Origin of the sequence: Streptomyces argenteolus, from assembly GCF_042902585.1 — a bacterium.
Classification (GTDB): Bacteria; Actinomycetota; Actinomycetes; order Streptomycetales; family Streptomycetaceae; genus Streptomyces; species Streptomyces argenteolus.
In genome coordinates this window covers 83,088-107,893 of the sequence record NZ_JBIBEG010000006.1, presented here as the reverse complement: position 1 = coordinate 107,893, position 24,806 = coordinate 83,088, and the positions used below count along the sequence as shown (strand labels likewise).

Annotated in this window: 21 protein-coding genes; 10 read left to right on the top strand and 11 right to left on the bottom strand. The window is 73.2% G+C overall.

Going from position 1 to position 24,806, the window contains the following annotated elements; all coding sequences use genetic code 11:
* Positions 1–114: 114 nt before the first annotated feature.
* Complete coding sequence (locus ACFY8O_RS21755; RefSeq protein ID WP_387904772.1) at positions 115–750, bottom strand: TetR/AcrR family transcriptional regulator; 636 nt, start codon at positions 748–750, stop codon at positions 115–117.
* Positions 751–853: 103 nt separating this feature from the next.
* On the opposite strand from ACFY8O_RS21755, the gene hmgA reads away from it, so the two are divergent.
* The 4 genes from hmgA to ACFY8O_RS21735 all read left to right on the top strand — a co-directional run bounded on the left by hmgA (position 854) and on the right by ACFY8O_RS21735 (position 5,581).
* The gene (gene hmgA, locus ACFY8O_RS21750) at positions 854–2,173 is read left to right on the top strand and encodes a homogentisate 1,2-dioxygenase (RefSeq protein WP_387904770.1); all 1,320 of its coding nucleotides are present in this window, start codon (positions 854–856) and stop codon (positions 2,171–2,173) included.
* 43 nt (positions 2,174–2,216) lie between these two features.
* Positions 2,217–2,993, top strand: coding sequence for a GntR family transcriptional regulator (locus ACFY8O_RS21745; RefSeq protein ID WP_387904768.1), 777 nt, complete (start codon positions 2,217–2,219; stop codon positions 2,991–2,993).
* 71 nt (positions 2,994–3,064) lie between these two features.
* Positions 3,065–4,288, top strand: coding sequence for a type ISP restriction/modification enzyme (locus ACFY8O_RS21740; RefSeq protein ID WP_387904765.1), 1,224 nt, complete (start codon positions 3,065–3,067; stop codon positions 4,286–4,288).
* A gap of 60 nt (positions 4,289–4,348) precedes the next feature.
* Complete coding sequence (locus tag ACFY8O_RS21735; protein WP_387904762.1) at positions 4,349–5,581, top strand: CaiB/BaiF CoA transferase family protein; 1,233 nt, start codon at positions 4,349–4,351, stop codon at positions 5,579–5,581.
* A 10-nt stretch (positions 5,582–5,591) separates the two neighbouring features.
* On the opposite strand, the gene ACFY8O_RS21730 is transcribed toward ACFY8O_RS21735, so the two are convergent.
* A complete protein-coding gene (locus ACFY8O_RS21730) occupies positions 5,592–5,855 on the bottom strand; it encodes a hypothetical protein (protein ID WP_145806706.1) in 264 nt (87 codons plus the stop codon).
* Between the two features lie 397 nt (positions 5,856–6,252).
* Positions 6,253–7,062 carry an SGNH/GDSL hydrolase family protein gene (locus ACFY8O_RS21725; protein ID WP_387904759.1) on the bottom strand — a complete coding sequence of 270 codons (810 nt, stop codon included), beginning with the start codon at positions 7,060–7,062 and terminating at the stop codon, positions 6,253–6,255.
* A gap of 369 nt (positions 7,063–7,431) precedes the next feature.
* Between ACFY8O_RS21725 and ACFY8O_RS21720 the strand changes: the two genes are divergently transcribed.
* A complete protein-coding gene (locus ACFY8O_RS21720) occupies positions 7,432–8,526 on the top strand; it encodes a DUF5925 domain-containing protein (RefSeq protein ID WP_387904756.1) in 1,095 nt (364 codons plus the stop codon).
* A gap of 254 nt (positions 8,527–8,780) precedes the next feature.
* Here ACFY8O_RS21720 and ACFY8O_RS21715 read toward each other — a convergent pair whose 3' ends face one another.
* On the bottom strand, positions 8,781–9,155 hold the full coding sequence (locus ACFY8O_RS21715; protein ID WP_145806712.1) for a GntR family transcriptional regulator: 375 nt from the start codon (positions 9,153–9,155) through the stop codon (positions 8,781–8,783).
* A gap of 95 nt (positions 9,156–9,250) precedes the next feature.
* On the opposite strand from ACFY8O_RS21715, the gene ACFY8O_RS21710 reads away from it, so the two are divergent.
* Together ACFY8O_RS21710 and ACFY8O_RS21705 are read left to right on the top strand one after the other, a co-directional pair.
* Positions 9,251–10,171, top strand: a complete 921-nt coding sequence (locus tag ACFY8O_RS21710) for a GNAT family N-acetyltransferase (RefSeq protein WP_387904753.1) — start codon at positions 9,251–9,253, stop codon at positions 10,169–10,171.
* Positions 10,152–10,649 carry a DUF402 domain-containing protein gene (locus ACFY8O_RS21705; RefSeq protein WP_387904750.1) on the top strand — a complete coding sequence of 166 codons (498 nt, stop codon included), beginning with the start codon at positions 10,152–10,154 and terminating at the stop codon, positions 10,647–10,649. The genes ACFY8O_RS21710 and ACFY8O_RS21705 overlap by 20 nt, the downstream gene beginning before the upstream one ends.
* 64 nt (positions 10,650–10,713) lie before the next feature.
* Here the strand turns inward: ACFY8O_RS21705 and ACFY8O_RS21700 are convergent, their stop codons facing one another.
* From ACFY8O_RS21700 to ACFY8O_RS21685, 4 genes are read right to left on the bottom strand one after another with little or no spacing between them, the layout of a single operon-like run.
* Entirely contained in the window at positions 10,714–12,189 is a 1,476-nt protein-coding gene (locus ACFY8O_RS21700; protein ID WP_387904747.1) for a trifunctional class I SAM-dependent methyltransferase/NUDIX hydrolase/VOC family protein, read from the bottom strand.
* 34 nt (positions 12,190–12,223) lie between these two features.
* Complete coding sequence (locus ACFY8O_RS21695) at positions 12,224–13,711, bottom strand: tripartite tricarboxylate transporter permease (protein WP_387904744.1); 1,488 nt, start codon at positions 13,709–13,711, stop codon at positions 12,224–12,226.
* A gap of 3 nt (positions 13,712–13,714) precedes the next feature.
* Positions 13,715–14,239, bottom strand: a complete 525-nt coding sequence (locus ACFY8O_RS21690; protein ID WP_387904742.1) for a tripartite tricarboxylate transporter TctB family protein — start codon at positions 14,237–14,239, stop codon at positions 13,715–13,717.
* A complete protein-coding gene (locus ACFY8O_RS21685) occupies positions 14,236–15,219 on the bottom strand; it encodes a Bug family tripartite tricarboxylate transporter substrate binding protein (protein ID WP_145806724.1) in 984 nt (327 codons plus the stop codon). The genes ACFY8O_RS21690 and ACFY8O_RS21685 overlap by 4 nt, the downstream gene beginning before the upstream one ends.
* Positions 15,220–15,347: 128 nt before the next feature.
* On the opposite strand from ACFY8O_RS21685, the gene ACFY8O_RS21680 reads away from it, so the two are divergent.
* From ACFY8O_RS21680 to ACFY8O_RS21670, 3 genes are all read left to right on the top strand, one after another.
* The gene (locus ACFY8O_RS21680) at positions 15,348–16,046 is read left to right on the top strand and encodes a response regulator (protein ID WP_145806726.1); all 699 of its coding nucleotides are present in this window, start codon (positions 15,348–15,350) and stop codon (positions 16,044–16,046) included.
* Between the two features lie 125 nt (positions 16,047–16,171).
* Positions 16,172–17,746, top strand: a complete 1,575-nt coding sequence (locus ACFY8O_RS21675) for an alkaline phosphatase D family protein (RefSeq protein ID WP_387904739.1) — start codon at positions 16,172–16,174, stop codon at positions 17,744–17,746.
* Positions 17,747–18,068: 322 nt separating this feature from the next.
* Complete coding sequence (locus ACFY8O_RS21670; RefSeq protein ID WP_387904736.1) at positions 18,069–19,100, top strand: lytic polysaccharide monooxygenase auxiliary activity family 9 protein; 1,032 nt, start codon at positions 18,069–18,071, stop codon at positions 19,098–19,100.
* A 50-nt stretch (positions 19,101–19,150) separates the two neighbouring features.
* Here ACFY8O_RS21670 and ACFY8O_RS21665 read toward each other — a convergent pair whose 3' ends face one another.
* The 3 genes from ACFY8O_RS21665 to ACFY8O_RS21655 form a co-directional block, all read right to left on the bottom strand.
* Positions 19,151–20,029: an esterase/lipase family protein gene (locus ACFY8O_RS21665; RefSeq protein WP_145806734.1), complete on the bottom strand. Its 879-nt coding sequence runs from the start codon at positions 20,027–20,029 to the stop codon at positions 19,151–19,153.
* Positions 20,030–20,230: 201 nt separating this feature from the next.
* A complete protein-coding gene (locus ACFY8O_RS21660; RefSeq protein WP_145806735.1) occupies positions 20,231–21,229 on the bottom strand; it encodes a DNA polymerase Y family protein in 999 nt (332 codons plus the stop codon).
* Complete coding sequence (locus ACFY8O_RS21655) at positions 21,226–24,702, bottom strand: DNA polymerase III subunit alpha (RefSeq protein WP_387904731.1); 3,477 nt, start codon at positions 24,700–24,702, stop codon at positions 21,226–21,228. The genes ACFY8O_RS21660 and ACFY8O_RS21655 overlap by 4 nt, the downstream gene beginning before the upstream one ends.
* Positions 24,703–24,806: the final 104 nt, after the last annotated feature.

Sequence of the window (24,806 nt, the reverse complement as noted above, 5' to 3'; positions counted from 1 at the left end):
CCGGGTCGAGGCGGAGGTGTGAGCCCGGCCTCAGCTGCCCGAGGACCCGTGGCGGGCGCGCGCCCGGGCGGCCCCGGCTGCCCTCGCCGGAGGAGCGCGCCGCCCCCGCTCAGGTCATTCCAGGACGCGCGCCAGGTAGGCCTGGAGCAGGATCCGGGTCTCGCCGATCAGGTCCGGGTCGCCGTCCGGGTCGGAGCGGAAGGCGAGTTGGAGCAGGGCGTCGGCGGCCTGCACGCAGACGAGGACCGTGCGCAGGAGAGCCGCGTCGGAGACCGTTCCCTCCCTCCCCCGGGCCAGGTGCCGCGAGAGCAGATCGGCCAGGCGCCCGGCCACCCGCCGGTTCACCTCGTCGAGTGGTCCGTCGACGGGAGCGGGCGGGCCGAAGTCGACGAGGGCGAAGCCCGGCACGGAGCGCTTCATCGCGAGGTACTCGTCGAGCACGGCGTCGATGGCCGCACGCCACTCCTGCTCGGGGATCGCCTCCAGCCGGACGACGACCCGCCCCGCGTAGACCTCCAGATTGCGCTCGGCCAAGGCGTCGACCAGCGCTCTCTTGTTGGGGAAGAAGCGGTAGACGGAGCCGATCGGGACCCCGGCACGGTCGGCGACCGCACGGGTGGAGAGCAACTCGTAGCCGGTCTCGTCGAGCAGGACGGCGCCGGCGTCGAGGATCCGGGCGAGCCGGTCGGCGCTGCGCTGCTGCACGGGGACGCGTCGGAGGTTCGTATGAGCGTGGGACACGGGCTCCATGATGCATGTATGCCGTTGACGGGCCACGTTTCGATTCCTACGGTGATGCATAGGATTCTTCGTCAGGGGATCCACGGGATGCATCGTCCACCGGGAGCGCATGATGAGTGGCATCGAGCAGGCGAGGAAGACGGCGCGGAACCTCGCCCACAGCTCGGGCTTCGGCAACGAGCACAGTTCGGAGGCCGTCGCAGGCGCCTTGCCGCACGGCCGCAACTCCCCCCAGCGCGCCCCTCTCGGGCTGTACGCGGAGCAGCTCAGCGGCTCGGCCTTCACCGAGCCCCGCGCCCGTAACCGCCGGTCCTGGCTGTACCGGATCCGGCCGTCGGCGGCCCACCCCGCCTTCGTCCGCATCGACAACGGCACCCTGCGCAGCGCCCCGTTCACGGAGACGGTGCCCGACCCCAACCGGCTGCGCTGGGACCCGCTCCCCGACCCCGCTCCGGGCACCGACTTCCTGACCGGCCTGTGGACGCTGGGCGGCAACGGCGACGCCACGCAGCGGACCGGCATGGCCGTGCACCTCTACAGCGCGAACTCCTCCATGACCGACCGCGTGTTCAGCGACTCCGACGGCGAGCTCCTGATCGTCCCGGAGAGCGGCGGCCTGCTGCTCCGTACCGAACTGGGCCTGCTGGCGGCCGGCCCCGGTCAGGTCGCGCTGATCCCCCGCGGCATCCGCTTCCGCGTGGAGCTGCTGGACGCCACGGCCCGCGGCTACGTCTGCGAGAACTACGGCCATCCGTTCGTGCTGCCCGATCTCGGCCCGATCGGCGCCAACGGCCTGGCGAACGCGCGCGACTTCCTCGCGCCCGTCGCCGCGTACGAGGACCGCGAGGGCCCGGTCGAGGTGGTCAACAAGTTCTGCGGGAACCTCTGGTCGGCGACGTACGGCCACTCGCCGCTCGACGTGGTCGCCTGGCACGGCAACCACACGCCGTACGTCTACGACCTGCGCCGCTTCAACGTCATCGGCACCATCAGCTACGACCACCCGGACCCCTCGATCTTCACGGTGCTGACCTCGCCGTCCGACACCCCCGGGCTGGCCGGCGTCGACTTCGTCGTCTTCGCCCCGCGCTGGCTGGTCGGCGAGGACACCTTCCGCCCGCCGTACTTCCACCGCAACGTGATGAGTGAGTACATGGGCCTCATCGAAGGGGCGTACGACGCCAAGGCGGGCGGGTTCGTGCCGGGCGGCGGTTCCCTGCACAACATGATGTCGGCGCACGGACCCGACCGTGAGACCTTCGACCGGGCGAGCGCCGCGGAGCTGGTGCCGCAGCGGATCGACGACGGCCTGGCGTTCATGTTCGAGACGCGGTGGCCGGTCACGGCGACCGCGCAGGCCGCGGGCGCGGACCATCTCCAGCGCGGGTACGACGACGTGTGGCAGGGTCTGAGCCGCAACTTCCGGCCGTGACACCGCGCGGCCGGCCGCGGCCCAGGGAGGTCAGGTGGACGGGATGAACCAGGTCGACGAGGCGGGCCGGACGCCTGGCTTCGCCCCCGACTCCCTCGTGCTGAACCGGAAGCTGCCGCTCTGGTACCAGGTCTCGCAGTCGCTGCGCGCCTCCATACTGGGCCGTCCCCAGGACGCCTCGACGCGGCTGCCGACCGAGGAGCAGCTCGCCGTCCACTACGGCGTCAGCGTCCTCACCATGCGCCAGGCCCTCAAGGAGCTGGAGAGCGAAGGGCTGATCAGCAGGCACCGCAGGCGCGGGACGTTCATCGAGCCGCGCGCCCGCCGGGTCTCCCCGGTGCGGCTGCTCGGTTCGATCGACGCCATCGTCGCGCAGCAGTCGGGCGAGCGCACGACCGTGCTCGGCCACGGCCGCACGCCCGTCCCCGGGGACCTGGCCGAGTTCTTCCCCGGCTGTCCCGAGGTGATGAGCTACCGCCGGCTGCGCTGCGACGAGGGGACGGACGAGCCCACCAACTGGGCGGAGAACGCCGTGCGCCCGGAACTCGCGGCCCGGATCGACGTGGCCGACCTGGAGCGGTGGCCGATGACCAAGGTGCTGCGTGACGCCGTCGGCGTACGGATCTCACGGATCACGGACACCGTCGAGGCCCGCCTCGCCGACCCCGTGACGGCCGAGCTGCTCCAGGTGCCTCTGCTCAGCCCGATCCTGCACTACACCGGCGTGACGTACGACGAGGAGGGCGCGGTCGTCGACGTGGCGCGCATCCGCTACCGCGGCGACCGCTTCTCCTTCTCGGTGACCGTCGAGGCGCACTGACGGCGGGCCCGCGAGGGCGGGGTCGTTACGATGCCGGAGGCGGCGGACGTGGCGACGGGGAGGACGACACGGTGGCAGCACGGGTGGCGGCCGGATCCGGCGGGGACGAAGCGCCCCCGCTGCTGGACGACCTCATGCCCTGGTCGGTCCGGCCCCTGAGGACGGGACGCGCCTGGGTGACCGCGCCGGACGCCTCCTCGCTCCGGGCCCGGTGGGACCTGCTGGCCGGGGCCGAAGGGGCGGAGCAGGAGCGGCTGTTCGCGCCGAGCCGCTCCCGTACGCCGCTGGCCCCGGCCGCCGCCCTGCCGGGCCGGGCCACCGGGACGAGCGCGTTCGCCAGGGACCCGGGTCCGTATCCCGACCCCGTACGCATCCTGCACGGCCCCTTCGACGAACAGTGGCTGATCCCCGACCAACGGCTGCTGGACGCCGCCCGCCCCGAGCTGTGGCGGGTCGCCGACGGCCATCAGCTCTTCGCCGTCGAGCACGGGTACGTGCCGCGGGACGCCGGGCCCGCCCTCTCCGTGTCCGCCCTGCTGCCCGACGGGCACTCCCCCGCCGGGCGGCCCGGGCGCGTACGGCCGCTCTACCGGCGGCCCGGCGGCCTGGAGCCCAATCTCGCCCCGGGCCTGTCCGGTCTGCTGGCCGCCCGCTACGGACAGCCGGTCACCGCCGAATCCGTGCTCGCCTGGTCCCTGGCCACCGCCCGGCCCTCCCCCGCCGGGCCGCTCGTGCCGCTGCCCGCGGACGGGGCGCTCTGGGCGGAAGGCGTCGCACTGGGCGAGGAACTGCTGCGGGTCCAGCTGCGCGGGGCGCGGGGCGGGGAACGGCCACGGCTGCCGGGCGGCCGTCGTCCGTACGTGCGGGCCGCGATCCCGCCCCGCCCCGACGCGCTGAGCTACGACGCCGGTGACGAGGCGCTGGTCATCGGTGAGGGGCGCATCTCTCCCGTGCCCGTGGGGGCGTGGGACTTCCGGGTCTGCGGGGTGCGGATGCTGGAGCTCTGGTTCGGGCGGCGCACGGCTCCTGGCGAGGGCCTCGCCGCCGTGGGGCCGCGCGGCTGGCCGCGCGAACGGACCTCGGAGCTGCTCGAACTGATCACCGTGCTCGCCCTGCTCGACGGGCTCGGCCCCCGGCAGGAGGCCCTGCGGGCCGCCCTGGAGGGTGCGGACACCCTGACCCGGAGCGGGCTGTACGCCGCCGGGGTGCTGCCCGTGCCCGGCCCGGCCCGGCGCCCCGCGTCCGTTCTGGACCACCAGGAGGAGGGCCCGGAGGGGCAGTTCGCCCTCCTGTGAACGCCACGCGCCCGGCCCCCGGGGTGACAGACGGCCGCGCAGACGGTAAGCACGCTGGTCATGAGCAGCACACAGCCTCTCCCGCTGGAGGGCGTCACCGTGGTGGCCGTCGAACAGGCCGTCGCCGCCCCCTTCGCGACCCGGCAGCTGGCCGATCTCGGCGCACGGGTCGTCAAGATCGAGCGTCCCGACGGAGGTGACTTCGCGCGGGGGTACGACACCGCGGCACGGGGACTCGCCTCCCACTTCGTCTGGTGCAACCGGGGCAAGGAGTCGGTAGCGGTCGACCTCAAGGACCCCAGGGGCCTGGACGTGGTGCGGCGTCTCGTGGCCGGCGCCGACGTGTTCGTGCAGAACCTGGCGCAGGGGGCCGCCGGGCGGCTCGGCCTCGACGCCGCCACCCTCTGCGCAGCGCATCCCCGGCTGGTGGCCGTGGACATCTCCGGCTACGGGGCGGAGGGTCCGTACGCCCACCGCCGCGCCTACGACATGCTCGTCCAGTGCGAGGCGGGTCTGGTGTCCGTGACCGGTACCCCGGAGCAGCCGGTGAAGGCAGGGATTCCGGCCGCCGACATCGCCGCGGGGATGTACGCCTTCTCCGGCGTGCTGGCGGCCCTGCTGAGGCGCGCCACCACGGGCCGCGGGGGGCCGGTCGAGATCTCGATGCTGGACTCGCTGGCCGAGTGGATGGGCCACCCTCTGCACCACGGCATGCACGGAGGCGAGCCCCCGGTTCGCACGGGGCTCGCGCACGCGGTCATCGCCCCCTACGACGCGTACGCCACCGCGGACGGGGAGCGGGTGCTGCTGTCCGTCCAGAACGACCGGGAGTGGCGGCGGCTCGCGGAGCAGGTGCTGGAGCGGCCCGAACTGGCCGTGGACCCCGACTTCTCCACGAACACCGCGCGGACGGCCCACCGGGGGCGGACCGACGCGGTCGTGGCCGGCGCGCTCGCGGCACTCAGCGGCGAAGAGGCACTGGCCCGGCTGGAGGCGGCGGGCATCGCCTGCGCCCGGCTGAACACGGTCGCGGATGTGGCCGCACACCCGCAACTGGCCGCGCGGGACCGATGGCGGGAGGTGAGCACGCCGGCCGGCGCGCTGCGGACGCTGCTGCCCCCGATCACGCTGCCGGGCGGGGCGCCGACGCCGATGGGTGCCGTACCGGCGCTGGGGGAACACACCGACGCAACGCTGCGCGCCCTGGGGATGACGGACGGGCAGACAGCAGCACTGCGCCGGGACGGAGTGATCGTGGACGCGGCCCGGAACGGAGGGCCGGGCCGGTCGTGACAGCCGTCGGTCAGTGGCGGCTGCCGAAGAGCGAGCGCCGCAGTCGCCGCAGCGGGGCGAAGAGCGAGACACGCGCGCTCCTGCTCCGGCGGCTGTGCGCGGCGTCGCGCGATGTGAGTTCGAGCATCAGCAGCGTCGCCTCCGCCGACTCACGCTGCGGGACGACGGGGCCGCCCAGCACTGCGAGATGGCGGTCGAGGCGCGAACTGGTCGCACCGCTCCCACACGTGATGGCAGGCACACGCGGCCTGCTGCGCACCGTTATCTGTTCCATGTCACTCCCCACCCGTACGAGGGCACCCGGCCCGGGCAGGTTAACCCTATCGTCCCGCGACGACACTCGTGTATCCCGGCCGCAGGATTGCACACGCGCGTACGGGGGTTGACGGCCCGTCGCAGCACCTTGCCGGTTCCGTACGGGGATGGTCAACTCGGCGGGGATCCGGCGGACCGGCCACTGCCGCCAGGGGCGGCGCGACGGTTGCGCCGGGGCGCACGCCGGGGCCCGAGCCCGGACCGTGCCGATCCGAAGTGCTTCCGTGCGCCGCCGGTCCCACGCGGCCCGGACGTACGGCGAGGAGACCCCGGCAGCGCGGGGCCTCCTCCGGGCGTACGGCCGGAGCGGCGGGGGCGAGGCGGCGGAGGGCCGGGCGCGACGTACCCCCGCGCGGTCAGGCCTTCGAGCTGAGGACCGGCAGATAGCCACCGGACTGACCGGCGGCGGTGGGGTGGTAGGACTCACCGATGTTGAGCCAGTTCACGCTGTGCAGCCAGGCGCTGCCCGAGCAGATCTCGTGCCCGGTGAAGGTCGAGGTGACGTCTCCGAAGGTGAAGCCGTGGTCGGCGGCACGCTTGGCGGTGGCGGCGTTCAGGTAGTCGGCGGCGCTGTTGATGGCGGCACGTTCGTTCTCGCTCAGACCGGTGATGCAGCTTCCGGCAAGCTTGTAGAAGCGGGGGTAGCCGAGCACGACCACGCGGGCGGCGGGCGATTTGGCGCTGATTCCCGCGTACACGGAGTCCAGCTTTCCGGGGAGCGTCGAGTCGACGTAGGCGCGGGCGGTGGCGATCCGGCTCAGGCAGGTCGACTCGGACTGGAGCACGCAGGTGGTCATGACGTCGGCGAAGCCCGCGTCGTTGCCGCCGACGGAGATCGAGACGAGGTCGGTGGAGGCGGTGAGGGAGGAGAGCTGGCCGGCCGTCACATCGCCGGTCGTGGCGCCCGAGCAGGCCTTGAAGGCGAACGAGGCCGGGCTGTTGGCGGCGGCCCACAGGGCGGGGTAGGCGCGGGTGCTGCGCTTGCAGCTGCCGCTCGCGCTGTCGTAGCTCCCGGCGCCGACCCCCGAGGAGTACGAGTCCCCGAGGGCGACGTAGTCGACGGCCTGTACGGATTCCTGGGCCTGGGCGACACCCGCACCGGTCAGAGCGAGAACGGTGCCGAGCAGGAGAGAGGACGAGAACGCCACGAGTCTGGACATTTTCATGAGACCTCCTTGGGCAGGATCTCTGCCTGCTCCGTGGTAGCAGTACCGACCGGGTCTTCGGAAGTGTTCATGCCAAGATGCTTCGATCGGGCCTTGCCGAAAGCCCTCTGGCGGTACGTCACGTCACCGCCCGGCATCCGGCGCACCGGTGGGCGGAGCCGCCCCTGCGGATCAACGGGCTTCAGGGCGCGGTCACCCGCCGGCCGCACCCGCGCTCGGAGAGAGCAGGCGCACGCCGCGTGAGCCGGAGGCGGCCGGCCACGGGCCGGGCGGCCCGGTCCGGGGCGGGAGCCACGGCGGCCACCCCCACCACGGGCAGCTCGCGAAACCCGGGTGCACGGTGTGCCGCCGTGCCGGATCATGGGCGCCATGTCTGCCAACCCCGAGTCCGCCCTGCCGATCCGGCTCAACGTCGACGACAGCGACTCGCCGTCGGACGTCGTGGACGCGCTGTTCCTGGGCCGCTTCGCGACGGGCGAGCAGCCCTATTCGCACAGCTCCTCCCTCGACCGGGTGAAGTCGGGGGCGACCCTGCTGCCCGCTGCGGCCAAGGTGCTGAGGGCGGCACGTGACGACGACCGCAGTGCGACGCTCGCCGAGGGGGACGGCTGGACGCTGCTGATCTCGCGCTGGAGCCGCGGAGCCGACGTCACGGTGACGGCGACCAGCCCCGAACTGGCGCAGAGGGTCCTCTCCGAGGCCACCGAGGGCGCCCAGGACGAGCCGGAACCGCAGCCGGAGAACGTCACCATGGGGTTCTGGTACGTCTCCCCGCGCCGCGGTCCGCACCGCACCACCCGGCAGATCGCCGCCGGGACCTGGGACGAGGTCCGGCCCAACTACACGGCTCCCGTGGCCGATGCGATGGACCGGCTGATGAAGGTGACGCCCGACGACATCGCGGGGCGGCTGCTCCTGCTGCACGGCCCACCGGGCACCGGCAAGACCTCCGCGCTGCGCACCCTCGCCCGTTCCTGGCGCGACTGGTGCCAGGTCGACTGTGTGCTGGACCCGGAGCGGCTCTTCAACGACGTCGGCTATCTGATGGACATCGCCATCGGTGAGGACGACGGTTCGGCGAAGGGCCGGTGGCGGCTGCTGCTCCTGGAGGACTGCGACGAACTCATCCGCGGCGAGGCCAAGCACACGGCAGGGCAAGCACTCTCCCGGCTGCTGAACCTGACGGACGGCCTGCTGGGCCAGGGCCGCAACGTGCTGGTGGGGGTGACGACCAACGAGGATCTGGAGCGGCTGCATCCCGCGGTCGTCAGGCCGGGACGCTGCCTGGCGCGCATCGAGGTGGGGGCGCTGACCCGCGCGGAGTCGGTCTCCTGGCTCGGCACGGAGGAGGGTCTCGGCCGGGAGGGCGCCACGCTGGCGGAGCTCTACGCCCTGCGGCGCGGCAACGGCCCGGCATCCGTGCCGAAGCAGGACGCCGGGGCCGACGCGGGCCTGTACCTCTGAGCCGGCGGGACGCGCGGCGCGCATGGCACGGCGACGCGCACGCGACGCGCGGCCCGGCAGGAGGCGGAGCGCGCACGGGAGACGCAGCGGGCGCGGAACCCACGGCGCGGCAAGCGGCGCACCCCGACGGGAGGCCCGCCCCGGCCGGCGGCCCCACGGGAGAGGATGCGCGTGGGACGGGCGGCTTCCCCGTGGGAGGAGCGGCGTACGCGGCCCACGTCACCTGAGTGGGGCCGCCCGCGCCGGGCCGGGGGTCACCTCGCGTAGGCCGCCCGGACCGCGTCCTCGACCCGCGCGAGGGCGTCGGCCTGTGACAGGCCCAGCCGGCGCGCCTGTTCGGCGTACTCCTGCGCCGCCGACGCGGCGTGACGGGCCGCCGCATCGCCCGCCGCGGCGATGAACGTGCCGTTGCGGCCCCGCGTCTCGATCACACCGTCGCCCTCCAGTGCGCGGTAGGCCTTGGCCACGGTGTTGGCGGCGAGGCCCAGTTCACCGGCGAGGCCGCGTACGGTCGGCAGCCGGAAGCCGACGGGCAGCGCGCCGGAGCGGGCTTGTTCCGACAGCTGGGCGCGCAGCTGTTCGTACGGGGCGGTGGCGGAGTCCGGGTCAACGGCGATCTTCAGGGTCACGTGCCGATCCTCTCGTACCGGGCGTCCCGGCACCGCGGGTCACCCCCGGAAAATTCGCGCGCGTGCGGGCCGCGCCCCGCGTTAGCGTGCCGCCCATGACGGTACTCGTGCGCGACTTCCTGCCCTCCGACGCCGAAGCCTGGGTGCGGGTGAGGCGCGCCGCGCTTCCGTACATGGTCACGACTCCGGAGCAGGTCCTCAGCGATCTGGCCGGCGCCCACCCCGACCGGCACTACAAGCTGCTGGTCGCCGAGGAGGACGGCGAGGTGATCGGCACCGCGCAGGTCGGCATCTCCCACGAGAGCGCGAAGCCCGGCCAGGGGTTCTGCAACCCGTACGTACGCCCGGACAGGACGGGGCGGGGCGCGGGGTCCCTGCTGGCGCGTACCGGTGAGGAGCATCTGGCGGGAGTCGGTGCGAGCGCCGTGTACACCTGGGTGCTCGACGAGCCGGCCAACCGCGCGTTCGCCACGAAGCGCGGGTACGCGCCGCGCAGGCCGGCGCACTTCCTGCACCTGGACCTGGCGGGCGGCAGCCTGCCCCCGCTCCCGGAGCTCCCTGCCGGGGTGGAGCTGCGCACCGCCGCCGACTACGAGGACGACCCTCGCCCGCTCTTCGAGGCGGACGCGGAGACGACCGCGGACGAGCCGAGCGACACCCCCGTGGAGTTCTCCGACTACGAGAACTGGCTGGCCACGACCTGGCGGCAACCCGGCTTCGACCACGCGCTCACCACGGTCGTCGTGGTGGACGGGAAGGTCGCGGCCTTCAGCGTGGCGCAGACCGACGGCCTGACCCGGTACTGGTCGGGCATGACCGGCACCCTGCGCGCGTTCCGCGGACGGGGTCTGGCCAAGCTCGCCAAGAGCGACTCGCTGCGCCGGTCGCGCGCCGCCGGATACACGGACGCCTACACCGGCAACGACGCCGGCAACCGTCCGATGCTCGCCATCAACCGGTGGTTCGGCTACGAGATCTGTGCCACGGAGGTGCGCCATGTCCGCGAGCTCGCCTGACCCGGCCACGGTGACGGTCGTCCTGGTCAAGGCCGGCCGCACCAAGATCAGCTACCCGGCCGAGACGGTGAGCGACGACGGGACCCGGATCACCGTGCGGGCGCCCTGGGCGGCTCCCGGGGTGCGGGACTTCGGCTTCGTCCGGTTCGAGCCGGGCGACGTGTTCACCGAGCACTACTGGCGTGACCGGTGGTTCGCGGTGAAGGAGGTCCGCACCGGCGACGGCGAGCTGAAGGGCTGGTACTGCGACATCACCCGGCCCGCCCTGCTCAGGGGCGCCGAGCTCCTGGTCGAGGACCTGGATCTCGATCTGTGGGTGTCGGCCGACGGGTCGTCCGTACTACGCCTGGACGAGGACGAGTTCGAGGCGAGCGGGCTCGCCGGCCACGACCCCGCGGCGGCGGAGGAGGCCGTGCGCGCGCTGGACGAGCTGGAGCACCTGGCCCGCACCGAGGGGCTGACCGCGCTGGTGGGCTGAGGCGCCCCGCACGGGGACGGCCCGCCGGGGCAGGGGCGCGCCGGGGCATCCGGCGCGCACCCGCTCAGGGGGCGACCAGCTCCACCTCGAACCCCGCAGTGTTCACGAGGTACGCCGCGTAGTGCCCGCTGTCCCCGCCCGGGGGCCCGCCGGGCGTGAGCGGGCGCCAGCCGTGTCCGGGAGCGCGGGCCGCCAGGGCGTCCAGGGTGGCCCGGTCCTGGACGTGGAACGCCAGGTGGTTGAGGCCCGGGCGCAGCCGGTCGTGCGCGGCGCCGGCCAGGTCGGGTGAGTGCTCGGCCACCACATAGGTGTCTCCCCGCCGCCAGCTACGGCCGTGCGCCCATTTCTGGTACGGGAGATGGCCGAGCTCGCCGAGGAGCCAGCCCCACTCCGCCTCGGCCTCCGCCAGGTCGGGGACCCGGAGCTCGATGTGGTGCACCCGTCCGGTGCGGGCCGTCGCCACCGGCAGCGGGACGGCGCGCCGCGGACCCTGCGGGGCGTACCCGACGGTGTCGCCGTCCTCGTGCCAGTGGATCAGGAAGCGCTCCCCGGCGCGGTATCCGTCGAGTCCGGCCCGGCAGTACGCCACCATGTCGTCCGGCAGCGCGTCGAGGGGGTACCAGGCGAGCTCGGAGCACTTGTCCGGCTCCGCGTTGCGGGGCGGGCGCGCGGGGTCGAGGTGCGCCTCGAAGAACCAGCCCATCCGGGGGTTTCCGCCCGGCCCCCTGTGCTGCATGACCAGGGCGACCCGTAGCTCGTCCGGATCGAGGAGGATCCCGGTCTCCTCGGCCGTCTCCCGGACCATCGCCTCCCGGACGTCCTCGCCGTCCTCGGCGTGGCCGGAGGGGGCGTGGAGCAGTCCGTCGGCGTATCCCGTGCCCGCACGCCTGGCGAGCAGCACATCGGGGCCCCTGCGCAGGATCAGATGGACGTCGACGACCTCGGAGTGCCTGCGCGGGGGTTCGGCTCGGGCCACCAGGGCGTAGCGCTCGTCGTCGACCTCCTTGCCCCAGAGCAGGGCGTCGCCGGAGAGCGGCTCGTGGTGGACGCGCTCGGTGTGCTCGCTCAGGAGGGCGGTGAGACGGGCCGCCGAGAGGCCCGTCCCGCCCCACACCCCTTCGACGAGGACCAGCCGGCCGCCCGGCCGCAGCAGCGAGAACCAGTGCCGCAGGGCGGCGGCGGGGTCGGGCAGCAGCCAGACCACGTGACGGGCGAGGATCACGTCGAACCGCTGCCTGCCGACCGGCGGCCGTCCCGCGTCACCGACGAGGACCTCGGCGCCGGTGCCGGCCAGCTTGTCCCGCGCCCGCTCGGCCATGCGCGGTGACCGGTCGACCGCGGTGACCCGGTGCCCCTGACCGGTGACGAGCAGGGACAGGCTGCCCGTGCCGCATCCGAGGTCGAGCACCTGGGAGCGGGTGGGGGGCAGCCAGGTCTCCATCCGCCGCGCCCAGGCGCTGCGGACCACCGGGTCCAGGAGTCCGTGGTCGGGCTCGTCGTCGAACGATTCGGCGGCGGCGTCCCAGTCGGTCGTGGTCATGCCTCCGATTGTCGCAGCCGCCACCGACAGCCCGTCATGTCCTGTTCCGGCCCCTCACCTTGCTCACCAGCGGCCACAGCAGGATGACGGCCACGATGGCGTAGACGGTCACGGAGAAGGGGGTGTCGACCAGACCGGTCACGCTGCCGTCGCTGATCTGGAGGGCGCGCCGCAGCTGCTGTTCGGCGGAGGGGCCGAGGATGACGGCGATGATCGCGGGGAGCACCGGCAGGCCGTACCGCCGCATCCCGAAGCCGATCAGCCCGATCACCACCAGGATCACGAGGTCGGCCGCCTCACCGCCGACCGCGTAGGCGCCGACGGCGGCGAAGAACAGGATGCCCGCGTAGAGGTAGGGGCGGGGAATCCGCAGCAGCTTCGCCCACAGCGGCGCCAGTGGCAGGTTCAGCGCGAGCAGCAGCACCATGCCGACGAAGAGCGAGGCGATGAGACCCCAGACGAGCTCGGGCTCGCGCTCGAACAGGAGCGGTCCTGGCTGGATGCCGTACTGCTGGAACGCGGCCAGCATCACGGCGGCGACCGCCGTGGTGGGCAGGCCGAGGGTGAGCATGGAGACCAGGGTCCCGGCGGCGGAGGCGGAGGCCGCCGCCTCCGGTCCCGCGACGCCCTCGATGGCGCCCTTGCCGAACTCGTCGCGGTGCTTGGACAGCCGCTTCTCGGTGACGTACGACAGGAAGGTGGGGATCTCCGCGCCGCCGGCCGGGATCGCGCCGAAGGGGAAGCCGATGAAGGGCCCGCGCAGCCAGGACTTCCAGGTGCGCCGGACGTCGGACCGCCCGAGCCAGGGACGGCCGACGGGGATCGGCTTCCCGCTGGAGCGGCGCAGGTGCGCGGCGACCCAGAGGGCCTCCCCGATGGCGAAGAGCCCGACCGCGACGATCACCACGTCGATGCCGTCGGCGAGCTGGAGCGAGCCGAAGGTCAGGCGCTGCTGGCCCGTCATCTGGTCCAGGCCCACCAGGCCGATGGTGAGGCCGATGAGGAGGGAGGCGAGGCCGCGGATCCGTGAGGAGCCGAGGACCGAGGTGACGGCGATGAAGGCCAGCACCATGATGGCGAAGTAGTCGGGTGCGCCGATGTCGACGGCGAGCGACGCGACGGTCGGGGCGAGGACGACGAGCAGGATCGTGCCGATCATGCCGCCGGCGAAGTGACCGATGGCGGCGGCTGCCAGCGCCTGGGCGCCGCGGCCCGCCTTCGCCATCGGGTTGCCCTCGATCGCGGCGACCACGGCCGCGCTCTCCCCGGGGGTGTTGAGGAGGATCGAGGTGGTGGATCCGCCGAACATCGCGCCGTAGTAGATCCCGGCGAACATGATGAAGGCGCCGGTCGGTTCGAGTCCGTACGTCACCGGCAGGAGCAGGGCCACGGCCATGGCGGGGCCGATGCCGGGGAGCACGCCGATCGCCGTGCCGAGCAGCACACCGAGCGCCGCCCAGAGCAGGTTGACCGGCGTGAGCGCCGTGCCGAAGCCGTCCATGAGGGAGTTGAGGGAATCCACGGGTCAGAGCACCCCCATCAGCGGGCCGCCCGGGAGGGGCACCCCGAGCAGGTTGTCGAAGACGAAGTAGGTCACCAGGGAGAGCCCGGCGGCGATGAGCGGATCGCGGTCGATGTGGCGGCTGCCCAGCGCGTACGCGGAGCCCCAGAAGAGCAGCGCGCCGGAGATCGGGAAGCCGAGCGGGCCTATGAGGGCGGCGAAGGCGAGGAAGACGCCGGTGAGCAGGGCGACCGTACGCCGGTCGGCGGGCTCGGCCAGGTCGACGTCCTCGCCGGCCTCCGCCTCGCCGCGCCCGCCGCGCAGGACGTCCACGGCCAGCAGGACGGCGACGGCCAGCAGCCCGATGCCGACGGCGACCGGGACGGTCCGGGGACCCACGGGCCCGCGCTGGGTGAGGTCCACGTCCATCGTGAGGGCGTCAGTCAGGACGAGGACGCCCAGGGCGAGCAGGATGACGCACACGCCGAGTTCGGAGTGCTCGCGCAGCCAGGCGCGCGGGGCGGGCCGGGGCCCGGTCTCGTCGGTCACAGTCCCAGCTCCTTCAGGACGGTGGCGACGCGGCGGTCCTGGGCGTCCAGGAAGTCGCCGAAGTCGTCGCCGGTGAGGAAGGCGTCGTCCCAGCCGTTCTTCTTCATGGAGTCCCGCCACTGCGGGGAGTCGTGCAGCTCACTCACCAGGCCGATGAGCTTGTCGCGTTCGGCGCCGGAGAGTCCGGGCGGCGCGACGATGCCGCGCCAGTTCGTGAAGTCGGTGTCGAGGCCCGCCTCGCGGAGGGTGGGCGCGTCGAGGCCGGGGACCCGCTTCGGCCCGGTGACGGCGAGCAGGCGCAGCTCACCGGCCTCGATCTGGTCGAGGTACTCGCCGACACCCGAGACACCGAAGCCGACCTTGTTGCCGAGGATCGAGGCGAGCAGTTCGCCGCCGCCGTCGAAGGGGACGTAGTTGACCCGCTGGGGGGCGATCCCCGCGGCCTTCGCCATCAGCATCGGCGCCAGGTGGTCGGGCCCTCCGGGGGAGGAACCTCCGCCGACCGGGATCTTGCCCGGGTCCTTCTTCCAGGCGGTGAGCAGCTGGCCGATCGTCTCGTACGGGGAGTCCTTGGCGACGACGACGATGTCCTGCTCCTCGGTGAGCCGGGCGATCGGGGTGGTGTCGGCCAGGGTCGTGGGCGAGTTGTTGGTGTGGACGGCGCCGACGACGCCGAGGCCCATGGACATGGCGAGCTTGCCGTTGCCGTGCTCGGCCGCCAGCCGGGTGACGCCGACGGTGCCGCCCGCACCGGGCAGGTTGAACACCTCGATGCCGTGGGTGAGTCCGGCGTCCTCGGCGTTCTTGGCCGCAGTGCGCGCGGTGATGTCGTAACCGCCGCCGGGTGTGTTGGGAACCATGAAGCGCAGTCCGGGGATCTGCGTGCCGGTGCCGGAGCCGCTGCCGGTGGAGAGCAGGGGCGGGCCGACGACCACCAGCAGCGCTGCCCCGAACAGGGCGAGTGGAGTGCGCAGTCGCACCGGATGCCGCCTTTCGAGCCGTGTGTGCGTGTGAGGTGGCCCACATGTTGCCTGCGCGTCGGTGAGCTGTCGCCGTTCCGCAATCAATGGACGTTGTGGTCCTTGTGGTCGCGCCCTAGCGTGTCGGGGTGACGAAAGTGCTGGTGGTGGACGACGACTTCATGGTCGCGAAACTGCACAGCCGCTATGTGTCCGCAATGGACGGTTTTACGGTTGTCGGTGTGGCCCACACGGGTGCCGAGGCCCTGCGCGCGGCCCACCTGCTCCGTCCCGACCTGGTCCTGCTCGACATCTACCTCCCCGACATGGACGGCATCCAGGTCCTGCGGGAACTGCGCGCGACCGAGGAGCGGGAGGGGAGCACGCACAGCGCCGACGCGCTCTTCATCACGGCGGCCCGTGAGGCCGGGGTGGTGCGGGCGGCCCTGCGGGCCGGGGCCCTGCACTACCTGATCAAGCCGTTCCACCGCGCGGCCCTCCAGGAGCAGGTGCAGCACGTGGCCTCGTTGCGCAACCGTCTGGACGCGCTGGACGAGGAGCACCGGGAAGCCCGTCAGGAGGACGTGGACCGCATCTTCGGCACCCGGCCCCCTGGCTCCCGCGAGCTCCCCAAAGGGCTGGCCGCCCACACCGCGGACCTGGTCGAGCGGATCCTTCGTCAGCACCCCACGGGTCTGTCCGCCTCCGAGTGCGCCGAGGCGGGCGCCCTGTCCCGGGTGAGCGCGCGCCGCTATCTCGAGTACTTCGCGGAGACGGGGCGGGCCGAGGTGTCGCTGCGCTACGGCGGCACGGGCCGGCCCGAGCGCCGCTACCGGGCGGTGTCCTGAGCGGCCCACCGCTCCAGCTGTGCTGTTCACGTATCGCTCGGCCACCGGCCATGCGCCGAGCGTGAGCATGACATCAATGCCCGGCAGCGTGTCCGAGGTTGACGCAGATCGACCGAGGAGGACCCGTGATCGCGAATTCCGTGTCCCGCAGGCAGATGTTCGGATTCGGCGGTGCGGCAGCCGTCGCGCTGATGCTCGGGACGGGGGCGTGGGACACCCGGTCCGCGTACGCCGCGCCCGCCCTGAAGGGAGATCCCTTCACCCTGGGCGTCGCGTCGGGCGACCCGAAGCCGGACGGTGTCGTGCTGTGGACCCGGCTGGCCCCCGAGCCCTTCGCGCAGGACGGCCTCGGCGGAATGCCCGCCACGCCCGTCCGCGTGCAGTACGAGGTGGCGCTCGACGAGCGGTTCCGCCGCGTCGTGCGCCGCGGCAGTGTCGTGGCGACTCCCGAACTGGCGCACTCCGTCCACCCCGAGGTGCACGGGCTCGCCCCCGACCGCACGTACTGGTTCCGCTTCAGGGCCGGCTCGGCGATCTCCCCCGTGGGGCGCACCCGCACCACCCCGGCCCCCTCGGACTCCCCCCGCGAGCTGAAGTTCGCCTTCGCCTCCTGCCAGGCCTGGCAGGACGGCTACTTCACGGCGTACCACCACATGGCGCAGGAGGACCTGGACCTGGTGGTGCACCTCGGTGACTACCTCTACGAGTCGGGCGTCAAGACGAACAAGCGCGGCGTGAGCACCGACCCGAAGTTCCACACGGAGACCCTCGACCTGGCCCGCTACCGCCTCCAGTACGGCCTCTACAAGTCCGAGGCACCGCTGCGCGAGGCGCACGCGAACTTCCCGTGGATCATGACGTTCGACGACCACGAGGTGGAGAACAACTGGGCGGACGAGACGTCCGAGAACAACGAGGCCCCGGAGACCTTCCTGCTGCGCCGCGCCGCCGCCTTCCAGGCGCTGTACGAGCACGCGCCGCTGCGCCGCACCCAGCTGCCGGACGGCCCCGACGTACAGATGTACCGCAGGCTCTCCTACGGGCGGCTCGCCGACTTCACCATGCTCGACACCCGCCAGTACCGCGACGACCAGCCCTGCGGCGACGGGGTGTCGGCCGACTGCGCGGACCGCTTCGACACGGACCGGACCCTGCTGGGGGCCCGGCAGCGCGACTGGGTGCTCAAGGGCTTCAGCCGCTCGCAGGCGCGCTGGCAGATCCTCGGCAACCAGGCCCCGATGGGCCAGACCGACCACGACCCGGGTCCCGGCACGACGGTCTGGATGGACCCCTGGGACGGTTACGTCGCCGAGCGCAACCGGCTGCTGGCCGAGGCGGACACCCGCGGGGTGCGCAACCTGGTCGTCATCACGGGCGACCGTCACCAGAACTACGCGTGGGACCTCAAGCGCGACTACGCCGACCCCGGATCGGCCACCGTGGGTTCCGAGTTCGTGGGCACCTCGATCACGAGCGGGGGCGACGGGGCCGACATGACGGCCCAGGGACAGACGTTCCTCGCGGCGAACCCGCACATGAAGTTCTTCAACAGCCAGCGCGGCTACGTGCGCGTCACGGTGGACCGCGAGCGGTGGACGAGTGACTTCCGCGTCCTGCCGTTCGTGACGAAGCCGGACGCGCCGATCAGCACCCGCGCGAGTGTGGTCGTGGAGGACGGCACGCCGGGCGTCCAGGTCTGACCCGGCGCCGCCGGGCGTCCGGGCCTCCGGGCCGCCCGGCGGGCCCCCTCGCTGTCGGACCCGTGCGTGCGCGGGGACCGGCCCGCTCGTGCCGGGACGGATCACGATCCGCGGGCCCTCGCTGCGGCCCGCGGCTGCGCCAGGCACCGTGCGGATCGAGGCCCGGCCGGCCCGGGAAACCGTCCTTCCTGAGCCCTCCCCTAACCGTCCCTTAAGCCCACCATAACGATCCCCACCTGCGCCTTTTCACGCCCGAATCCCCTCTCGGCGGCGGCTAGTTTGCTGATCACCCAGACGTGTCCGCCGAAGGAGAACCACCACCATGGCCGTCATCACCACCGCTCGCCGCAGGCTCGCCGGAAGCATCGTGGCCCTCGGCGTCGCGCCGCTCGCGCTGACCGGGCTCTCCGCCGCCCCGGCCGCCGCCCACGGTTCGCTGAGCGATCCGGTCAGCCGGGTCTCGGCCTGTTTCGCGGAGGGCCCGGAGAACCCGCGGTCGGCGGCGTGCAAGGCGGCGGTGGCGGCGGGCGGGACCCAGGCGCTGTACGACTGGAACGGGGTGAACATCGCCAATGCGGCGGGCAACCACCGCTCGCTGATCCCGGACGGCAAGCTGTGCAGCGCCGGCAACGACAAGTTCAAGGGGCTCGACCTGCCGCGTGCCGACTGGCCGTCCACGCCCATGGAAGCGGGCGGCCACACCTTCCGGTTCCGGGCCACCGCGCCGCACAAGGGCTCGTTCGAGCTGTACCTGACCAAGGCGGGCTACGACCCCACGCAGCCCCTGAAGTGGTCGGACCTGGAGGAGAAGCCGTTCGCCACGGCCACCGACCCGACACTGGAGAACGGGTCGTACGTCTTCGACGGCACCGTGCCACAGGCCTCGGGGCGGCAGTTGATCTACACGGTCTGGCAGCGGTCGGACTCCCCCGAGGCCTTCTACGCCTGCTCCGACGTGGTCTTCGGCGGTGGGAGCGCCGGGGGCGGCACCGAGGAGGCTCCGGCGCCGGTCGCCTCGGCCCCGTCCGACGAGGAGATCGACGAGGGCGCCGACAAGTCGTCCGTCGAGCACAACGGCCACGGCGACGACGACGCCTCGACCAACGCGGAAGTCACCGAGGCGGCGGCCCCGGCCGGGGAGACCGGGGAGACCGACGCGAACGCCCCCGAGCCGAACAACGCCGCCGCGTCCCCCGCGTCCGGGGCCCCCGCCGGTGACGTGCTCGCCGAGACGGGTGGCAGCAGCAGCACCTCGTACCTCGCGATGGGCGGAGCCGCCGCGCTGGCCCTCGGCGCGAGTGCCCTGTTCGTCTCGGTCCGGCGCCGGGCCTCGGGTGGTGCGCACCGCGCCTGATCCCGGGTCCGACTGGCCCCCGGGAGCTCCCGGGGGCCAGTCGGGTTTCCTCAGCCGACGGCCGATGCGCAGTTGGTGGGGGTGGCGCGCGCCGGGTCGAGGGCGTTCGCCACCTCGTGGAAGGCGATCCTGTCGACGGTCCCGATGGCGACGTGCTCGGACAGGTCGACCGGGCACAGGTCCTGGAGCAGGACGTTGCGTACGTTCGGCCCGTCCAGGTACTGCGTGCGGTACGGGGTGACGACCTCGTCGTACCGGGTCGCGATGACGGTGTAGCGGACGCCCGGCACGGTGTCCCCGCCCGCGTTGAGCTTCGTGAGGAAGGCCGAGCCGGCGATCTGGTCGGCGAGGCCCGGGGTGTTGGCCGTGAGCAGGTCCTCGGCTCCGGGGAAGTACGGGAGCAGCGCGGTGAGACCGAGGAGCGTGGTGCCGTGGTTGTCGGGGGCGATCCCAATGAGGGCGTTCACCTTGTCGGCCCCGCCGAGGAACTTCAGGTAGTGGTTCGGCATCATGCCGCCCTGGGAGTGGCCGACGAGGTCGGCCTCGCGGGCGCCGGTCGCGCCGAGCACCTCGTCGACGAAGACGGCGAGCTGTCCCGCCGACTTGTCGATCGGGCCCAGGCCGTGGAAGAACGGCACTCCCGGGAGCTGTCCGTAGTCGAGCGAGAAGACGCAGTACCCCCGGTTCACGAGGTAGGGCGCGAGGACCAGCCAGTTGTCGACGGAGTTCCCGAAGGTGCCGTGGACGAGGACGACGGGGCGGGGGTGGGCTGCGGAGGGCTTGCAGGAGTAGTCGTTCCAGCCACGGGACGGGGCGGCGGTTTCCGCCGCGGTCGCGGTCGCCGTGGGGGCGGCGAGGAGCGCGGCGACGGTGAGGAGGAGCGCGGCGAGGGTGCGGCGTGCGCGTGGGGGGCGGGTCCAGGGCAGCATCGGGTGTTCTCCTTGCGGCTCAAGGGAGTTGCGATGGCGGTGCGCCCTGCGGCCCGGACCACAGCGGATGACCTCGGCGTACACGTACGCCTAACGTGTCCATGCCAAGTTACGCACGGGTAAGGTCACCAGGGGAAGTTACGCGTCGGTAAAGAAATCCACCGGCCGTCCCTCGCGTCGTCGCCGCCCTCGGGCGCGGGGTCAGGCCGCGAGCCGTCCCGGCTTCACCGCCTGAGGGCCGAACCTGGCCCGCAGCTTGTCGGAGACCGCCTCGATCCGCCGCGCCCGCTCGTCCACGGGGTCGAAGGTGAGCTGGTGCGCGGCCCGTTCCGCGTCGTGCAGCCCTTCCGCGCGCAGCCCGATCCCCCGCACCCGCGCCCGCTGGAGGGCGAACGAGTCCTGGATCCGGTACGCGAGCGAGGTGAGCGCCGCCGAGTGCGCGGTGGGCTCCGGGAGCGTACGGCTACGGGTCAGTGTCGCGTAACCGGTCCGGTCGGCGTAGCGCACGGAGACCGCGAGCGAGCGGCACACCTGCCCGTCGGCGCGCAGCCTGGTGCCCAGTTCCTCGGTGAGCGAGAGGAGCGCCCGGCGGTGCTGCTCCGGGTCCAGCTCGTCCCGGGGGAAGGACCGCTCCGCGGCGATCGACCGGGCGGCGGCGTTCGGCACGACCCGCGCGCGGTCGATGCCGTTGGCCCGCTCCCACAGTTCGCGCCCGGTCCGCACCCCGGTGATCCGCTGCAGGGTGGCGAGCGGGGCGGCGGCGATCCGGCCGATGGAGTCGAGTCCGTATCCGCACAGGGTGCGCGCGGTCGCCGCCCCGACGCCGTCCAGTGCGGCGGCGGGCTTGGACGCGAGGAAGCCGGCGTGCTCACCGGGGGGCACCACGAAGGTGGTTCCGGTCGCCGCCTGCCGCGCGGCCATCCTGGCCAGCATGGGGTTGGAGGCCGCCCCGATCGCGCAGTCCACGCCGTGCAGGGCGAGTGCGCGCACCCGGATCACGGAAGCGAGACCCGCCGCGTCCTGCCCGAAGTAGCGCAGCGCGCCCCCGACGTCGGCGAGCGCGGCGCCGGGCGGGGCCGCCTCGACGACCGGGGTGAACGCCCCGAGCAGGGCGAGCAGTCCCTCGTACTCCGCACTGTCCGGCAGTCCGCCGCCGATCCGGCGGAACCGCAGGCACAGGACGGCCGGCTGGTCGTTCATCCCGCACTCCCCGGGCTCTGGTGCCACAGCTTCCTTCCGGTGGGCGCCCCTTCGCCGGCGGGCTGGAGATCGGACCAGGGGTTCATCTCGTAGCCGGTGGGCAGGTGGATGCGGCGTCCGCCGCCGGAGGTCTCCCCCGCTTCCGGGGTCTTCCCCTCCTCGGGGACGGGCGCCTCCGCGAGCCGTGCCGCGACGGCGTCGAGCCCGCCGGTACGCCGCAGTTCGGCCAGCTCCGCCAGGTTCCAGGCCGCCGACCCCACCACGCTCATGCTGCGCGGGCCGCGCCGCTGGACCACCCCGCGCACCAGCAGCAGCCAGGAGTGGAAGACGGTGTGCGCGCAGGCGGCGTGGCTGTCGTCGAAGAACGCCAGGTCCACCAGGCCCGTCCCGTCGTCCAGGGTGGTGAAGATGACCCGGCGCCCGGAGCGTATCGGTGGCGTCTGGGTGGCCGCCTTGGCGCCCGCTACCAGCACGGTCTCCCCGTGCCTGGCCTCCCGCAGCCGCTTGGCGGAGACCGCGCCCAGCTCCTCCAGGAAGGCGTGGTGATCGCCCATCAGGTGGCGCGACACGTCCATGCTGAGGACGCCGAGCTCGGCGCTGAGGCGTTCGGCGTCGTTGAGGTCGGGCAGCCCGACGCTGCCGGTGCGGTGCCCGCCGCCGAGCGGGAGCTGGGCGCCCGCCGCCCCGGAGCCGGAGCCGCGCTGGGCACGGTGGAGTTCGGACAGGTGCAGCAGCAGGTCCCGGCGGTTGGCGCCGAAGGCGTCCAGCGCGCCGACCTGGGCCAGCCGTTCGGCGGCCGGCTTCCCCGGCCTGGCCCGCTGCCAGAAGTCCAGCAGCGAGGCATAGGGCTGCCCGGCCTCGATCCGGGCGACCTCGGCCTCACTGATGCCGTGGACGTCCGAGAGCGCCAGACGCAATCCCCATGTGTCACCGTTTTCGCCAGACACCAGTTCGATTCGATGGACGGCCGCCGACCGGTTCACGTCCAGCGGCAGCACCGGCACCCCGCGCCGTCGCGCGTCCGCGAGCAGCAGCCGCTTCGGGTACATCCCGGGGTCGTGCGTGAGCAGCCCCGCGTAGAAGGCCGCCGGGTGGTGCGCCTTGAGCCAGGCCGACTGGTACGTCGGCACGGCGAAGGCGACGGCGTGCGCCTTGCAGAAGCCGTAGCTCCCGAACGCCTCGATGATCTCCCAGGCACGGGCGATCACCTCGGCGGCGTACTTCCGTTCCGCCGCCCGCTGCGCGAACCAGATCCTGATCCGGGCCTGCGACTCGGGGTCGGAGAGCCCGCGCCGGACCCGGTCGGCCTCGCCGCGTCCGCAGCCGGTCATGATGTTCACCATCTCGATGATCTGCTCGTGGAAGACGACCACCCCGTAGGTGTCGCGCAGCGCCCCCTCCAGGTCGGGATGCGGGTAGCGCACGGGCGCGCGGCCGTGGCGGGCCTCGATGAACGGCCGCACCATGTCGGCGGCGACCGGCCCCGGCCGGAACAGCGAGATGTCGACCACCAGGTCGTGGAAGGTGGAGGGCTGGAGCCGGCCGACCAGGTCGCGCTGCCCCGGGGACTCGATCTGGAAGCAGCCCAGCGTCTCGGCACTCCTGATCAGCCGGTACGTCTCCGGATCGCCCGGCGGCACGGCGTCCAGGTCGACGTCCTCACCGGAGGCCCGCTTCACCTCGGTCACCGCGTGCGCCATCGCCGACTGCATCCGCACGCCGAGCACGTCGAGCTTGAGCAGCCCGAGGTGCTCCACGTCGTCCTTGTCGAACTGCGCCATCGGGAAGCCCTCACCGCTGGTGGGCATGACCGGCGTGCGCCGCAGCAGCGAGTCGTCCGAGAGGAGCACCCCGCACGGGTGCATGGCGATACCGCGCGGCAGGGCGTCCAGCGACTCCACCAGGTCCCAGAGCCGCCCGTACCTCTCCTTGCGCCCGGCCACGGCGCGCAGTTCGGGCAGTTCCTCCATCGCGGCGCGGGCGTCCCTGGCCCGGATGTGCGGGAAGGCCTTGGCGAGCCGGTCGGTCTCGGCCGGGTCCATGGAGAGCGCGGCGCCGACGTCGCGGATGGCGTGGCGCACCCGGTAGGTCTCGGGCATGGAGACGGTCGCGACCCGCTCGGCACCGAAGCGGCCGATGATCGCGCGGTAGACGTCCAGGCGGCGAGCCGACTCGACGTCGATGTCGATGTCGGGCAGCACGAAGCGCCGCTTGGACAGGAAGCGCTCCATGAGCAGCCCGTGCTCGACGGGGTCGGCGTGGGCGATCCCGAGCAGGTGGTTGACCAGGGAACCGGCTCCGGAGCCGCGCGCCGCGACCCGTACGCCCATCTCCTTCACGTCGTCGACGACCTGCGAGACCGTGAGGAAGTACGTGGCGAAGCCGTGGTGGGCGATGATGTCCAGCTCGTGGTGCATCCGCTCCCAGTAGTCACGCCTGCGCTCGTAGCCGTGCCGCACCATGCCCGCGGCTGCGCGGGAGGCCAGCACCCGCTGGGCGGTACGCCGGCCGGCCCCGACCAGGCGCGGCTCGGGGAAGTGGATCCCGCCCAGACCCAGGTCACCCCGGGGATCGACCCGGCAGGCTTCGGCGGTGGCCCGGGTCTCCGCGAGCAGCCGCTCCCCGGCCCCCTGACCGAGCCCCGCGGCGGAGGTGATGCGCCCGGCGGCCTCCCGCATCGCGCGGGCGTCCTTGAGCCAGCGCTCCCCGCTGTCGAGGGGGGAACGCCGCGGGTCCACGGGGACGAGCCTGCGGGCCGAGTCGAGTACGTCGGCGACCGGGCCCTGCCCGGGGTCGGCGTACCGGACGGCATTGGTCAGCACGGCCCGCACCCCCTGCTCGGCGGCGAAGCCGACCGTACGGGCGGCGAGCCGCAGCGATCCGGGGCCGGTGCCCTCACGGCCGTGGTGGACGGCTTCGAGACGCAGGGCGTCGCCGTAGATCTCCCGCCAGGGCGCGAGCAGGGCAGCCGCGCGGTCGGGCCGGCCGGCGGCCAGCGCCGCGCCCACCTCGGACGCGGGGCCGAGCAGCACGGTGAGCCCTTCGGCGGGCAGGGCCGCCCGGCCGACCAGCGGCTGTCCGCCGGCCGCGCCTCCGGGGCCCGCCGCGTGGGCGGCGGTGACCAGCCGGCACAGCTCGGCCCAGCCGTCCGCTCCGTCCCGGGCGAGAAAGGTGACCCGGGGTGCGGATTCATCGACAAAGACACCTCCGCGGGCCGGTGTGCGCGACCGGCTCGCACGCCCCTCGCCGCCCGTCTGCCGGGCCACCGCGAGCTCCGCCCCGAAGAGCGGCCGGATCCCGGCCTTCTCACAGGCCCGCGCGAAGCGGACCGTGCCCGCGAGGCTGTCGCGGTCGGTCAGCGCGAGGGCGCCCATCCCCCGCTCGACAGCACGCTCGACCAGCCGTTCCGGGTGAGACGCCCCGTAGCGCAGGGAGAACCCCGAAACGGTACGCAGATGCGTGAACCCGGGCATCCGCACCTCCTGGACCGATCCGTACTCACCACCCCTCGCTCTCCACCATAGACCAAGTTTCGAACGTTCGTACGATAACCGGACGGGCAGCCACCCCTCAGCCA

Coding starts and splice junctions, on each gene's coding strand:
- ACFY8O_RS21755 (WP_387904772.1), bottom strand. CDS start 750: ATGGAGCCCGTGTCCCACGCTCATACGAACCTCCGACGCGTCCCCGTG.
- hmgA (WP_387904770.1), top strand. CDS start 854: ATGAGTGGCATCGAGCAGGCGAGGAAGACGGCGCGGAACCTCGCCCAC.
- ACFY8O_RS21745 (WP_387904768.1), top strand. CDS start 2,217: ATGAACCAGGTCGACGAGGCGGGCCGGACGCCTGGCTTCGCCCCCGAC.
- ACFY8O_RS21735 (WP_387904762.1), top strand. CDS start 4,349: ATGAGCAGCACACAGCCTCTCCCGCTGGAGGGCGTCACCGTGGTGGCC.
- ACFY8O_RS21730 (WP_145806706.1), bottom strand. CDS start 5,855: ATGGAACAGATAACGGTGCGCAGCAGGCCGCGTGTGCCTGCCATCACG.
- ACFY8O_RS21725 (WP_387904759.1), bottom strand. CDS start 7,062: ATGAAAATGTCCAGACTCGTGGCGTTCTCGTCCTCTCTCCTGCTCGGC.
- ACFY8O_RS21720 (WP_387904756.1), top strand. CDS start 7,432: ATGTCTGCCAACCCCGAGTCCGCCCTGCCGATCCGGCTCAACGTCGAC.
- ACFY8O_RS21710 (WP_387904753.1), top strand. CDS start 9,251: ATGACGGTACTCGTGCGCGACTTCCTGCCCTCCGACGCCGAAGCCTGG.
- ACFY8O_RS21705 (WP_387904750.1), top strand. CDS start 10,152: ATGTCCGCGAGCTCGCCTGACCCGGCCACGGTGACGGTCGTCCTGGTC.
- ACFY8O_RS21700 (WP_387904747.1), bottom strand. CDS start 12,189: ATGACCACGACCGACTGGGACGCCGCCGCCGAATCGTTCGACGACGAG.
- ACFY8O_RS21670 (WP_387904736.1), top strand. CDS start 18,069: ATGGCCGTCATCACCACCGCTCGCCGCAGGCTCGCCGGAAGCATCGTG.
- ACFY8O_RS21665 (WP_145806734.1), bottom strand. CDS start 20,029: ATGCTGCCCTGGACCCGCCCCCCACGCGCACGCCGCACCCTCGCCGCG.
- ACFY8O_RS21660 (WP_145806735.1), bottom strand. CDS start 21,229: ATGAACGACCAGCCGGCCGTCCTGTGCCTGCGGTTCCGCCGGATCGGC.
- ACFY8O_RS21655 (WP_387904731.1), bottom strand. CDS start 24,702: ATGCCCGGGTTCACGCATCTGCGTACCGTTTCGGGGTTCTCCCTGCGC.